This is a genomic window from Sediminibacterium sp. GW821-FHT12F12 (genome assembly GCF_058806635.1).
In genome coordinates this window covers 1-14437 of sequence record NZ_JBXAPW010000006.1, presented here as the reverse complement: position 1 = coordinate 14437, position 14437 = coordinate 1, and the positions used below count along the sequence as shown (strand labels likewise).

Here is a 14437-nt window from a genome sequence, read left to right as displayed (position 1 = left end):
TAGTATAGCAGCTTGGCTTACCCGTTTAGCAGTCAATACAAATAATAAAACCCCTGTAACCAGCAACCAGTAACCAGTAACCTGCATCCCCCTACCCCTTCTTCACCTCCTTCGCCCAGCCATCTTTTAAAGTAACGGTTCTGTTGAAAACGAGTTTACCGGGTGTACTGTCTTTATCGCGACTGAAATACCCTTTGCGGATAAACTGGTAGCGGTCATCGGCGGTATCGTTCAGTAAAGCGGGTTCTGCGTAGGCGTTCGGCAGCACGGTTAAAGAGGCTTCGTTGATATGATCTTTAAAATCGCCTTCTGCATTGGCCACATCTTCTACTTTAAAGAGCCGGTCGTACAAACGCACTTCGGCAGTTACCGCATGCGGCACACTTACCCAGTGCAAAGTTCCTTTTACGTTAATGCCCGATGTATCTGCGCCACTTTTGCTTTCAGGGATATAGGTACATCTTACTTCGGTGATATTTCCATCAGCATCTTTCACCACTTCTTCGCATTTAATAATGTAGGCGCTTTTTAAACGCACCATCATGCCGGGCGCCAGCCTGAAATATTTCTTGGCAGGTGTTTCCATAAAGTCTTCGCGCTCTATATACAGTTCTCTGCTGAAAGGGATCTCCCTGTGTCCGCCAACCGGATCTTCGGGGTTGTTCTCGCTCGGTAACCATTCTTCGCCCTCCGGATAATTGGCGATCACCACTTTCAGCGGATCAAATACCACCATACGGCGTAAAGCAATTTTATTCAGGTCTTCGCGCACACAGAATTCGAGCAAACTGAAATCGATCAGGTTCTCCCTTTTGGCAACCCCGATCCGGTCGCAGAACTCGCGGATGGCACTCGCGGTATATCCCCTGCGGCGCATACCACTAATGGTAGACATCCGCGGATCGTCCCAGCCATTCACATGCCCTTCATTCACCAGTTGCAGCAGTTTTCTTTTGCTCATGATGGTATAGGTCAGGTTTAACCGGGCAAATTCATACTGGCGCGAGGGATAAATACCCAGGTTCTCAATACACCAGTTATACAGATCGCGGTGAGGGATGAATTCGAGTGTACAGATAGAATGGGTGATCTTTTCGATCGCATCACTCTGTCCATGCGCAAAATCGTACATAGGGTAAATACACCAGTTATCACCGGTGCGGTGATGGTGGGCATGTTTGATGCGGTAAATGATCGGATCGCGCAGCAGCATATTGGGCGATGCCATATCAATCCGGGCACGCAGCACTTTACTGCCATCTTCAAATTTACCGGCACGCATGTCTGCAAACAACTGCAGGTTCTCTTCTATCGTTCTGTCAGCAAACCGGTTTCTCGTACCCGGTACCGTAGGTGTTCCTTTCTGCTGGGCAATTTCTTCACTGGTACTGTCATCCACATACGCCAGCCCCTTCTTGATCAGTGTTACTGCAAACCCGTATAACTGCTCAAAATAGTTGGACGCATACAGTTCATTACTCCACTCAAAACCCAGCCAGCGGATATCATCCTTGATGCTTTCTACATATTCTGTTTCTTCAGTGGTAGGATTGGTATCATCAAAACGCAGGTTGGTTTGTCCGCCATATTTTTTGGCCAGTCCAAAATTCAGGCAAATGCTCTTGGCATGCCCGATATGCAGGTACCCGTTCGGCTCCGGCGGAAAACGGGTGGTAATGGAACTATGTTTTCCACTCTTCAGATCCTCTTCGATGATCTCTTCAATAAAATTCAGGTTTTTTTCTTCGCTCATTGCTTTGCTTTGTAAGGGAACAAAGGTAAGGGAGAGTTTGGAGTTTGGAGTTTGGAGTTTGGAGTTTGGGGTTGGGGGTTTGGGGTGGGATAGCTTTTTTTTCTTGGAAACAGATGGGGCTGAGACCAGGGAGTATTGGGAGGATGTCTGACGTTTTTCCAGAGGTTGATTCCGCGTTAAAAGCAGGTGTCTGCCGTTTTGTAGAAAGATTACCCCTAACTCCAAACCCCAAACTCCAAACCCCAAACTACCGACTCCTACCTACCATACCCCTCCATAAAACGAATCGCCTCCACCATATCCTCATGCAACAACCTATCCGCTGCATTAAAGCTCACTTTTTCCCTAAAAGCGGTCATAAGTTGTTCCAGTGTGGACGAAGTACGCAGGGGGCGCCTGAAATCAAGCGCCTGGGCGGCACTGAGTAGTTCAATGGCCAGTACTTTTTCTACATTCTGTATTAACCGGTAACATTTGGTGGCAGCATTGGCACCCATGCTCACATGGTCTTCCTGGTTATTGGAGGAGGAAATACTGTCAACCGAAGCGGGTGTACATAATTGTTTGTTCTCGCTCACAATACCAGCGGCCGTGTACTGTGGGATCATGAAACCAGAATTGAGCCCGGCATCTTTTACGAGGAACAGGGGTAGTCCGCGTTGTCCGCTGATGAGCTGGTAGGTTCTCCGCTCCGAAATATTGGCAATTTCGCTCATGGCAATGGCGAGGTAATCCAGCGTAAGCGCCAGTGGCTGACCATGAAAATTACCACCGCTTACGATCAGGTCGTCTTCGGGGAAGATATTGGGGTTATCGGTTACAGAATTGATCTCCCGCACAAATACGTCCAGGATATGGTGAAAAGCATCTTTACTGGCCCCATGTACCTGCGGTATGCAGCGGAACGAATAGGGATCCTGCACCTGGCTCTTGGCCTGTTGGCCTATCTCGCTGCCTGCCAGGTGATTACGCAGTGTTTCGGCCGTATGCACCTGCCCTTTGTGGGCTCTTACGGCATGAATATGGGGGTCGAGGGGCTGACTGATACAATCAAAAGCATCAAACGACAAAGCACTGATCAGATCGGCCATGGCCAGCAGGTGTTCGGCTTTTTTGAGGCAATACATACCATAGGCACTCATGAATTGTGTACCATTGATCAGGGCCAGCCCTTCTTTGCTCTGTAACTGGATGGGCTGCCAGCCAAATTTCTGCAGGGCTTCGGCTGCGGGCATTTTACGGCCCTCGTGGTACACTTCGCCGAGACCCAGTAAGGGCAGGCTCAGGTGACTCAAAGGCGCCAGATCGCCCGATGCCCCCAGCGAGCCCTGGGTGTAGATCACGGGCAGCACATCGTTATTGTACATACTCATCAGGCGGATCACCGTATCTATCTGTACACCGCTGTTACCGTAACTGAGCGATTTGATCTTGAGCATCAGCATCAGTTTCACAATATCGCGGGGCACTTCTTCTCCCAGCCCGCAGGCATGGGAAACGAGCAGGTTGTACTGCAGTTGTTCTATCTGGCTGGCATCGATCTTAACGTTCTGGAGAAAGCCAAATCCGGTATTGATCCCGTAAAAAAGGCCGTTTTTATCTTCCATTTTGGCATCCAGGTACTGGCGGCAGGCCAGTATCCGTTCATGGGCGTCGAAAGTGATGGAAACCTGCTGGTTGTAGTCGAGCAGGTTTTTTACCTGGTCAAAGTGGAGCCATTTCCGGTCTAAGGGAAGATAATTATAACTCATTGGCAATCGTTTGCCGCAAAGTAAAACGTTTTTGGTACAGACCGAGGGCATTTCTATGCACAGCACCTTTGAATCTGTTTCTGTTTGTTTCGATACCGTTTTTTCCGTTATTTTGCAGCCCGTTCGAGCAGTTTTAAGGGATGGTCTTTAGTCTTAGGTCTTTGGTATCAATTAGATACTGACTACCAAAGACCTAAGACTAATAGCCAAAGACTATAAGGACCGGTAGCTCAGCTGGATAGAGCAGCTGCCTTCTAAGCAGCAGGTCATTGGTTCGAATCCAATCCGGTTCACGAGAGAAGTCTATATGGCTTCTCTTTTTTTTGCACCATAACCCAAACTAAACAGGACCAGTAGCTCTGCTTGATAGAGCATCCCGCTGCAAGCGGGAAGGTCATTGGTTCGAATCCAATCCGGTTCACGAGAGAAGTCTATATGGCTTCTCTTTTTTTGCACCCTACGGAACACGGAACGACTTAAAATGGTGTTGGAAGGATTTTGGCGCCGGTTGCAGACATTTATCTGCCTTTTGCATACCGGGTTGTCAAAATGCGAAAGAAAAGCGTCAATTGCACCATGAGATACCTTGTCTTTCCTATTCTCCTGTTACTTAGTTACATTAGTGGATCGGCGCAAGCGCCATTTACATTGGGATTTGCGGACAGTGTTTACTCAACGATCCTGCATGAAGAGCGCCCACTTTTGATCTGGACACCGTATGGGATCAAGAAAAAGAAAACAGCCACAAGTGAAAGATTCCCGGTATTGTATGTCCTGGATGGAGAGAATAACTTCCGTTCAGTGGCAGCGATGGTGGAAAGAATGGTCAGCTCGGGTACTGTTCCGCCAATGATGGTTGTAGGCATCCCTAATACGAACAGGGGACGCGACCTGACGCCCACTGCTGTAACAGCTGGCCCTGATGGAATCAGTAGTTCAGGTGGCGGTGAAAAATTTGTAGTGTTTCTGGAGCAGGAGTTACTACCTTATATCGGGGCGAATTACCCGGTATCTGAATATAAATTACTGATGGGTCATTCACTGGGTGGTTTGATGGTGATTCACACCCTGGTACACCACCCGGCTTTGTTTAATGCATATCTATCTTTTGATGCAGCGCTTTGGTGGGATGATCATGCAATCGTAAAAGAAGGGCTAAGGGCCATTGCGAAAGGTCAATACGAAAATAAAACACTGTTCATGTCCATAGCAAACCGCATGGAAAAAGGTATGGATACAACGGCCGTTCAATCAGACACCACTGATAATACAGAGCTGATTCGTGATAATTTAGAACTGATTCATTTAGTTAAACAACACCCGGAAAATAAACTGAGGTTTCAGTATGCTTACTACGAGAACGAAACACATGGCACTGTTTCATTTATTTCCGCCTACAACGCCCTGAAATTTATATTTGACTATTACGCGTTTCCGATCAATGCGGATCATCAGGTATCTAACCCTCAATTAGTACCCGTTATAAAGGAACATTATCTGACGATTTCCCGGCAACTCGGCTATACGGTGTTGCCCGACGCTTCGCTGGTAAACAGCCTGGGCTATCGTTCGTTGAATGCAAAGCAGTTCAATATGGCAGGGCAGTTGTTTGCACTGAACGTGCTGAATTATCCTTTAGACGCCAATCTCCAGGATTCTTATGGAGATTATTACTTAGCGATTGGCGATAAACAACAAGCCATTGAACGATTCAGGAAAGCATTGTCCATCCGGGAAATCGCTGAAACAAGAACAAAACTAAACGCCTTGATCAAATAGTCATAAAATCACTAATTGCACATGATTCAAAATGGCGGGAATAACTCAGGGTCTACGGGGTATTTTGAACGGATACAGCAGCAAGATGTTAATGTGATCATCCTAACTATCATCTACAACCACCAGATCGAATCCATCAGCTTTCTATATTTGCGATCCAGTTCTGTAGCAGACAATACCAGCTAAGTATTCAAAAGAATAGTGATCAGCAGCAGTACGCTATTGCTATAAAAAGGTCATATTTTTTCAAAAGGATGATGTTATCAGGGTGTCTTTCCAGGATAACAGTGGCATAGTTGACCGGGGTACCACTATGGAAGGCCCGAATACCAAAAAGGTAGACAAAAATTAAAAATCAGTAAGTATTTAACCCTACATTCATATTGGTTCCTCTCATTTTGAAGACATATTTGCCGGTTTTGCATATAAATTGCAGAAACGACGGGACTGAGAGAGACTTTTACAGGATACTACTTAACATCTCTAATGAAAAAATCATTTGTCATCCTGTTGCATGTCGGATTCTGGTTCTGCTACGGTATGTTGATTTTTATCATGCTCTCGGTATATTACCGCAGCAGCGCCAACACAGCCGAGCACCTGCCGAGAATGATCAATGCGCTTAAAAACCTGTTCTTTTTTGCCTTTATCCCTTCGGTGATCGCCTATTTCCTGAATTACTTTTTACTCTTTCCCCGGTACCTGCAGCAGAAAAAATACCTGCTCTCTATCCTGATCGGGATCGGCATTGCAGCGGGAGCCGCGATAGTGGGCTATACGCTCCTGCGGTTCTATATCGAGACCGGCAATATGAAGGATATGGATAAAGGCGGAAGAAACGGCAGATCAACCGCTGTAACGGTGATTGCATTTATGACATTTATAGGCTCCATATCGGGTGTAGTGGCGCTTATTATCAAGGGATTTGTTACCTGGGTGAACGAGATCAAACTAAAGGAGAATTTCCGGGAAAAGAATCACCAGATGGAAATGGCCTTAATCAAGTCTCAGCTTGACCCTCACCTGCTCTTTAATACCATCAATAACATTGATGCATTGATTCTGAATGATTCCGTGGCGGCTTCCGAATATTTAAACAAGCTTTCGGATATCATGCGTTTTATCCTCTATGAAACAAAACCTGACAAGATCCTTTTATCGAAAGAGATCGAATACATCGGGAAATATATCTCTTTACAAAAGATCAGGACCGCAAATGAGAACTATGTTCATTTTTCGGTGACCGGTGTTGTTGGTACCAGGAGCATTGCCCCTATGGTTTTTATCCCATTTATTGAAAATGCTTTTAAGCACGCCAATAACAAGAAACTGGAGAATGCCATCACCATCAGTATTCATATCATGAGCGAAACCGTACAATTGGTCTGTGAAAACAAATTCGACCAGAAGATGCTGTTGCCGGAAGCCTATGGCGGTTTGGGTAATAACCTGATCAGAAAAAGAATCGAACTGATCTATGCCGGGAGGCAAAAACTGGAAGTAACCAAAACAGATGAACGTTATTGCATTGACCTAACCATCCCTTATGAATAAGTACACCTGCATCATCATCGAGGACGAGCCGCTGGCCCTGGGCAAAACAAAAAGTTTTGTTGCCAAAGTTCCTTTCCTTGAATTATCTGCCACTTTTGATAATGCGCTGGCAGGGCTTGCTTACCTGAAGAATAATAACGTGGATATCTTATTGCTCGATATCAATATGGACGAACTTTCCGGTATTGAATTACTGGAAAGCACCCGGATCTCAAGCCAGGTGATCATTACCACGGCTTACCAGGAATATGCGCTCAAAGGTTATGAACTTTCTATCACGGACTATCTGCTGAAACCCTTCACCTTCAACCGCTTTCTGCAGGCGGTCAACAAGGCGCAGGAAAACATCATGCGAAGAAGTACCGACCAGTCTGCGCCTGAGTTCATTTTTGTGAAAACAGAGAACCGGCTGGAAAAAGTGAGGATCGATGAGATCCTCTATATTGAAGGGATGCGCGATTATTTAAAGATCCATACAACGGGCAAAAAGATCATGACCCTGCAGAGCTTCAGTGAATTTGAAAAACTGATCCCGCCCAATTTGGTGTGCAGGGTGCATAAATCGTATATGGTGTCACTAAACAAAATAGAATCCATTGAGCGCAGCCGTATCAGGATCGGCGCCGAACTGATTCCTGTTTCTGATACATATAAGGAAGCTTTCTACCAGCACATCAATAATAAGCCCTTAAGCTAAACCCTCTTGAAGATGAGTAAGGGCAAAACGTAGATACCTCAACCCGCTTTGCATACTTCGATTGTTGCACCTCTCCTGCACAGATACTTTTGTTCGAGTTAATTATATCTCCACCTCAAACAAAGTATTATGAAAAAGAAAACGCACATCACCATCCTGCTGGCACTGCTCTTAGTAAGCGCTGCGGGTTTGGGCCAGACAACCTACCTCGACCCTGTTATTAACCTGGTCGGCACCAACTTCAACTATGGCAAGGCCAACAGTTCATTAAAGGATTACAGGAAAGCTGTGCTGGGTGTACAGGTAGGTGCCACTTTCCAGGCAGGTATCACAAAACATTTTTCCCTAGTCACTGAATTTTATTTCATGTCAAAGGGTGGGAAGTTAAAAGAAAACAATCCATTCAACGGTAAAGAGACAACAACACATGTATACAGTCTTGAATTGCCTGTCCTGGCCCGTGTTCACTTTGGACCGGTTTACCTGAATGCCGGACCATCCATTGCGTATAATCTGTCAGGAACCCATAAGATCGACAATTTATCTAAGAACATTGTTTTTAATAAGACCTCGGAAGGATTTAAACGTTGGGATGCCGGTATACAGGCAGGTGGGGGCTTTGAATTCCCGTTCAGGCAAAAAAGGGTTGCGATCGATTTACGGTACAACTACGGTCTGACCAATATCTCATACGGACAGGAATCTTATAACAGGAGTTTCATTGTAAGCATCCATTTTTCAAGAGCCTGGAAGAAGAACCCATTACATGCAAAATTATGAGCACATTCCATCAATTAAGTCCAGATCGTAAGGTCTCACTTACAGCAGGTTTGTTTTACCTTCTGACCTTTGTATCGATCCCCACCCTTTCGCTGTATGCCGGGATCCATGAGCCGGGGTACATGACCAGTGTGGGAGCAGATACAAAAGTGATCATTGGAGGAATACTGGAAATTATCGTAGCCCTCGCTGGTATTGCTACCGCGCTGGTACTCTATCCGGTACTTAAAAAGCAGCACCGGGTCATGTCAATGGGCCTCCTGCTATCAAGGGTACTGGAAGCATCCACCATCTTTGCTGGTGTGGCTTTCCTGCTTGGTACTGTGAGCCTGCACCAGTCTGGTTTGGGTGCCAGCGGCAACATTACTGCACAGGCATTGGTGGCACTATATGACCGGATCTTTCTGCTTGGCCAAAGTTTTCTACCCGCCATCAATGATCTGTTGTTGGGATTCTTATTATACAGATCAGGACTAGTGCCACGTTGGCTGGCCATGATAGGGATACTGGGGGCGTTCCCGTTAATTGCCGGGTATCTCGCTATCATGTTTGGCAGTATCGGGCAGCACAGTGCGCTGGCAGGCTTATCTGCACTACTTGTGGCAGTTTTTGAATTTTCGTTGGGCCTTTACCTGGTTAGTAAGGGTTTTCGGCGGGTAAAATAGAAATGCATTAAGTAAACCCGGGTTCGGCACCCTGACCGCAGAGTCTCTGCCCCAGGCGGAAGACATTTGCTGAGACCCATCATGAAAGAACACGCTGAGAAGACTAAATATGCCCGAGCGGCTGACTTTGATTAAACTTCTATTTACGTTTATAGGCATATCTTTGTTTACTTACAGTCTGGCTGTATAGTCGCCTCTTCTGAAAGAACAACAGGTAAGAAAAGGCAAAATACGCTGCAGCCATGGGTAAATAATTCACTAACCTTAAATTAAAATCTATGTCGAAAAAGACAGCTGAACCAAAAAAGAATAAGCCTACTAAAAAGAAAAGCTCCGCACAGAAGAAAGCGGATCCAAAGAAAAAAGCACGGTAAGGTCAAAGGCGCTGAGAGCCCGGTTCACAGAGCCGGGCTTTTTTTATGCCGTTGTTTGAGTGTTGATTTAGGAGGATAGCACCGGGTTTTTCCTTCAGCGATTAAAACAAATCCGGGAATGCTTTAAATATGAAGAAAGCCACCCATCATTTCGGCTTAGGAGGAGTGCGCACAACTTAATTTGACACGATAAATTATTGCGCCAATAGAGCTATTTAGCACAGCCTTGCGTGTATAACCAGCTTAAATTAAATGATTATAACTATATTCTAAGCCGTCAAAAGGTGTTTTATATTTTTAGAATACGCAGAGGAAACTTGCCGTGAGTAAAATTGAACTACAGGACGTAGACAGAGGTTCGGCATCTTGATCGCAGCGTCTGCGGAGACAACATTCTGTAGCCCCACTTTTGCAAAGCCACTTGTCAGGTGCAGAAAGGTTCACTTTATTTTTTTGTAGGTTATATTCCAAATCATAGGTTGTAAAGTTTGAATTCCACTCCATTTCATTTCACAGCTAATGGGCAATCCCTCGCTATTATATTCATATGACCAAGTTGTTCCTCTGTTTTGAAATTTTTGTAGATTACAAGCAGACAGTTCTCTGGCATATCCTGTTTCTGTTCCTAAGTTTTGAAATGGTGAATAGACAAATAGATAATCTAACCCTATATTAGGTTTTGATTTATCATCATATTCATACATATAATTCAACTCCATGAATTCGTTAGGGACGGGGAAGCCAAATACGTCGGTTTTCGGAATTCGATACGAATGTTTTATCAGATTTCCAGAATTATCATAATAAAGTGTATTTGTTTCGAAGGGTTTAGAATTATCAGCATAGATGCTTACCATTTTATTGTCCAAATAATAAAAATTTTGGTGTCCCATCCTAGTATTGTTCATCCAGGTTTCTTCTCTTAGAAGTTGATTTTTTGAATTATAAAACAGATGTAGCTCGTAACTTGACATAAAATAGGTTAAGTCCTGGATACGAATTTTTGAAACAAGTCCATTCGTGTATTCAAATTCATCCACATATTTCTTTTCACGCACCTTCCTATTTTCAACAAATTTTCCTGTCGTTATTCTTTTGACAAGATGGTTGTTGCTATCATATATAAAAGAGGTATTAGTGAAATTTGCAGTGTCCAGAACTATTGTTATTTTATCCACTAAATAATTCTCACGCTTATTTAAGCTATATTCCAAAGCATTTTTAGTACAACTGCAGAAAATTAGTTGTACTGAGAATAAAATAATTAGTTGGTTTAATATATTCCTCACAATTACTTGCTTTTTGACTGTTTTTTAGAGAATGCCTGTACCTAACGTCCCAGCATTGGCGTTGTGGCGGCATTCCGTGATCCGTCTGCCGGGAACTGTTGCTGATTAAAGATACAAAAGGCGATGATTTATTCTGTCGCAAAATTGATAACATCAAGTTGGAACTATAGCTGATTTCTTGTTGCTGCTGGGCACCTGCATTCCGTCAGCCGCCATAATGCCAATGCAATGTTGGCTGCAGCCTTTTTTTGTCAGTTTTTTTTTGTCAAGTAGTTTAGTTCTACTGGTAATGCGTTTTGTATTATAGTTTCCAGTTTCCGTATGTTTTTCTTTTTCAATTCTTCTGGTGTGAACATTACACAAAAAAAGATAGCTTTATCAAACTCCACAAAGCCAGTATATTCTTTGGTTGGATAGCCAGAAGTTTCAATTGTTCTCAATTTAGTAGCGAAGTCGGTTCTTTTAATTGTGTTCAAGTAATTAATTTTTGCATTGCGGTCGTGTTTCAAAGTGTCTTGCTCTTGCTGCTTTATCAAGTCGTCTAAACTGTTTATTTGGTCACCCTTTGTCCAAATGTTAGCATAAATCCATTCTTTCTTTGTCTGTGCATCAATTAAAGTCAGTCCACGCTGATAAAGTGTTGCCAAAACTCCTTCATATTGTGTTGCGTCAATTATCCAACCAAAGGGTGCAGGAAAAGCAACACCTTCTTTACCACGATGAATTACACCTTCAAAACCTTGAAAATCATAAAGCTCTTTGAAATTTAAAATGTCTAACTCAATATCAATAGGGTCGAAAAATGCTCTATTTATTGCAGCTTGGGAATATCCTTCTTGTGTTATAAGCAAGCCTTTGTTTGCTTCACAATCATTGAGCAATCCGATAAACATTTCTACACCTTTAACGTCAATGTTTGCAGAAAAAAATTTTCCATCAACTACAATTCTCATTCTATTCCCAGCAACATAGTCTTCTATTAAAATGTCTATTTGTCGTTGAATTTTAGAGTAGCGTCCTTCAACTTTTACATTGTGGCTTATGTCAGCATTAGGAAACTGTCGTTTAAAGTATTCTGAAATTTCTATTTCGTAATCTTTCCAAGTCATTGTAAATTGTCATATAAGGTTGCAGCCAACTTAGTTATACCCGCTACACTATAGCGCCAATCCAGCTATTTAAGTTGGCTTTGCGTGTATAACTATCGTATAATAAACATAAGTAAAATATATTATAAGTTATCAAAAAGGGTTCTATTATTTTTGTAAGTCTCCCACATATTCAGTCAGTAAGATGAGAACTAACAACAAATCTATCCCTCATTCCTTCCCATAAAACCTCACCACATACTCCGACAAATACATCGCCGTATCCTTCGCATTATCCTTAAAAAACAAACGGGCGGTTTTGCCTACCTGTAAGCAGGTGTTTTTGTTTTGCACTTCCGCGGTTCCGCCAATGGGTTGTAAAGAAGGGTACCAGATGGTATGTCCGGGTTTGCTCACCAGCAGTTCGGGTGTGCTCCACTCCTGCCCTGCTTTACCAGCCAGCGAGGGGTTGGTATTGAAAGAGATGTATACATTCGAGCCCATCCACTTAGGGCCTTCCGCCCTGGCCATCAGCATTACCCAGGCTTTCAGGTGGGTATTCCAGCTAACAGATGGGCCCCAGTAATATTTACTTTGGGGCGAGGAAGTGGGCCCGCCACCAGCCGCTACCGGGATCTGCAAAGAACGGATGGGTGTGCCAATGCCATCATAGGGCACGGTAAAATCAGCACCATCCCAGCGTTTGGCTTTACCTGCGGGATTGGGCAGATCGGCCAGCGCAATCCGGGCCATGCTGATGCATTGCCCGCTGTATTCTTTCAGCGGGTCATAACTGGCCTGTTCATATTGGCCGGGATACCCATATTCGCCATAAAAAATATAGAGATAACCCTCACTCGCAATAGCAGAAGGATCTCCCACCCCACCCGCAAAGGTAACCGAAGTATTATGCGGTTTCAGGATCATACGGGGCTGGTTATCTTCCAGCACAATGCCTTTGTTCTCCCAGCTATGCCCACCATTCAGCGATCGCATGATACCGATACGGCAAACCGCTGCCGGTGTTTTTTGTCCGGTTAAACCCTCCGGCCAGTTTTGATCAATATAACCTTTCCCTGTGTTGGTACGGTAAGGAAAAGTATTGGGATAATTTTCGTTGTGATACAATGCATACAAGGTTTTGCCTGATTTGTCTTTGGGATCCTGGTAAACGGTTTCAAACCAGACAGCACCATGCAGGCCCTCTGCCTTGGGTGCCACATTTTTGGGAAGGATGGGTTCTGTAAATTCTTCGAAGCGGCGGTTAAAGGCTTCTGCAGCATTTTTGCCATCGGCATATTTCAGGTCGCGGGCATCGCCCCACAAGGGGTCTTCGCCATATTTGCCCGGGAATATGCGAAAGGTATCGCCCACCCAGGCTTCGGCCATATTGCAGTCTACAAAAGATTTAAAATACACCGGCTCTGCAGCGGTAATGGTAAAGGAAGGTGTGGTTGTTTTGGGTGTTGAGGTACAGGCTATCAGTAAACAAAACGGAATTATTCCTACAAGCAGGTATTTTCTCATAAGGCAGACATTGAATTTCTAAGTTAGCGAAAACTCTTATTGATAGTGAGAAGCTATCTCCTTGCCCCCTCTCTGCGACAACTCCCCGTTCTCCCGTTCTCTGCGGTTGGTGGTAACTCCATCCAACCGCAGAGGGGCAGAGAAGCGGAGTTTTCGCAGAGAGATTTCCTGACTAACTACCTAAAACTTTTCACGCTAACCCGTTTTAATAGCAGAACTCAGTAGTACCTTCATTTTTCAACCATTCCAATACAAACAGTTCATGGTTTTTTTATCCGTATCGCATCTCTGTGATCCTCTGTTGCTCTGAGGACGCTGTGTTAAAAAATAAGCTGGATGTTTTTGCGTAATTGTGATTCAGTGGTGTTTTTCAACACAGAGGGACAGAGATCAGGAGTTACACAGAGAAAAGCTGCTGTTTTACCGGCCGTAGTGATGAAAGCAAATTCTTCCAATTGCTCCCTCTCTGCGCAAACTCCCCGCTCTCCCGTTCTCTGCGGTTGGTGGTAACTCCATCCAACCGCAGAGGGGCAGAGAAGCGGAGTTTACGCAGAGGAATTTTCTGACTAACTACGGAAAACATTTTACGCTAATCCGCTTGAATAGCAGAACTCAGTAGTACCTTCATTTTTCAACCATTCCAATACAAACAGTTCATGGGGTTTTTATCCGTATCGCATCTCTGTGATCCTCTGTTGCTCTGAGGACTCTGTGTTAAAAAATAAGCTGGATGTTTTTGCGTAATTGTGATTCAGTGTTGTTTTTCAACACAGAGGGACAGAGATCAGGAGTTACACAGAGAAAAGCTGCTGTTTTACCGGCCGTAGTGATGAAAGCAAATTCTTCCAATTGCTCCCTCTCTGCGCAAACTCCCCGTTCTCCCGTTCTCTGCGGTTGGTGGTAACTACATCCAACCGCAGAGGGGCAGAGAAGCGGAGTTTACGCAGAGGAATTTTCTGACTAACTACGGAAAACATTTTACGCTAATCCGCTTGAATAGCAGAACTCAGTAGTACCTTCATTTTTCAACCATTCCAATACAAACAGTTCATGGGGTTTTTATCCGTATCGCATCTCTGTGATCCTCTGTTGCTCTGAGGACGCTGTGTTAAAAAATAAGCTGGATGTTTTTGCGTAATTGTGATTCAGTGTTGTTTTTCAACACAGAGGGACAGAGATC

At 44.3% G+C, this 14437-nt stretch carries 10 protein-coding genes and 2 tRNA genes; 7 read left to right on the top strand and 5 right to left on the bottom strand.

The genetic code is table 11. The features are described 5' to 3' along the window. Positions 1-91 precede the first annotated feature (91 nt). Both AC1RNB_RS10395 and hutH read right to left on the bottom strand, forming a co-directional pair. Positions 92-1753 carry a glutamine--tRNA ligase/YqeY domain fusion protein gene (locus AC1RNB_RS10395; RefSeq protein ID WP_493082606.1) on the bottom strand — a complete coding sequence of 554 codons (1662 nt, stop codon included), beginning with the start codon at positions 1751-1753 and terminating at the stop codon, positions 92-94. Between the two features lie 257 nt (positions 1754-2010). Further along, complete coding sequence (gene hutH / locus AC1RNB_RS10390; RefSeq protein ID WP_493082605.1) at positions 2011-3504, bottom strand: histidine ammonia-lyase; 1494 nt, start codon at positions 3502-3504, stop codon at positions 2011-2013. Positions 3505-3723: 219 nt separating this feature from the next. Between hutH and AC1RNB_RS10385 the strand changes: the two genes are divergently transcribed. The 7 genes from AC1RNB_RS10385 to AC1RNB_RS10355 all read left to right on the top strand — a co-directional run bounded on the left by AC1RNB_RS10385 (position 3724) and on the right by AC1RNB_RS10355 (position 8979). Then, positions 3724-3797: transfer RNA gene (locus tag AC1RNB_RS10385), tRNA-Arg, on the top strand. 54 nt (positions 3798-3851) lie between these two features. Continuing rightward, a tRNA-Cys gene (locus AC1RNB_RS10380) sits at positions 3852-3925 on the top strand. Positions 3926-4053: 128 nt separating this feature from the next. Next, on the top strand, positions 4054-5283 hold the full coding sequence (locus tag AC1RNB_RS10375; protein ID WP_493082604.1) for an alpha/beta hydrolase-fold protein: 1230 nt from the start codon (positions 4054-4056) through the stop codon (positions 5281-5283). A gap of 486 nt (positions 5284-5769) precedes the next feature. Next, complete coding sequence (locus AC1RNB_RS10370; RefSeq protein ID WP_493082603.1) at positions 5770-6837, top strand: sensor histidine kinase; 1068 nt, start codon at positions 5770-5772, stop codon at positions 6835-6837. Beyond that, positions 6830-7534, top strand: a complete 705-nt coding sequence (locus AC1RNB_RS10365) for a LytR/AlgR family response regulator transcription factor (RefSeq protein WP_493082602.1) — start codon at positions 6830-6832, stop codon at positions 7532-7534. The genes AC1RNB_RS10370 and AC1RNB_RS10365 overlap by 8 nt, the downstream gene beginning before the upstream one ends. A gap of 129 nt (positions 7535-7663) precedes the next feature. Continuing rightward, a complete protein-coding gene (locus AC1RNB_RS10360; protein WP_493082601.1) occupies positions 7664-8314 on the top strand; it encodes a porin family protein in 651 nt (216 codons plus the stop codon). Beyond that, positions 8311-8979, top strand: coding sequence for a DUF4386 domain-containing protein (locus AC1RNB_RS10355; protein WP_493082600.1), 669 nt, complete (start codon positions 8311-8313; stop codon positions 8977-8979). Before AC1RNB_RS10360 ends, AC1RNB_RS10355 begins: the two co-directional genes overlap by 4 nt. Before the next feature lie 814 nt (positions 8980-9793). On the opposite strand, the gene AC1RNB_RS10350 is transcribed toward AC1RNB_RS10355, so the two are convergent. The 3 genes from AC1RNB_RS10350 to AC1RNB_RS10340 form a co-directional block, all read right to left on the bottom strand. After that, positions 9794-10567, bottom strand: a complete 774-nt coding sequence (locus AC1RNB_RS10350; RefSeq protein WP_493082599.1) for a hypothetical protein — start codon at positions 10565-10567, stop codon at positions 9794-9796. Positions 10568-10893: 326 nt separating this feature from the next. Further along, on the bottom strand, positions 10894-11751 hold the full coding sequence (locus AC1RNB_RS10345) for a restriction endonuclease (RefSeq protein ID WP_493082598.1): 858 nt from the start codon (positions 11749-11751) through the stop codon (positions 10894-10896). Between the two features lie 210 nt (positions 11752-11961). Beyond that, positions 11962-13257, bottom strand: coding sequence for a hypothetical protein (locus AC1RNB_RS10340; protein ID WP_493082597.1), 1296 nt, complete (start codon positions 13255-13257; stop codon positions 11962-11964). Between the last annotated feature and the right edge of the window lie 1180 nt (positions 13258-14437).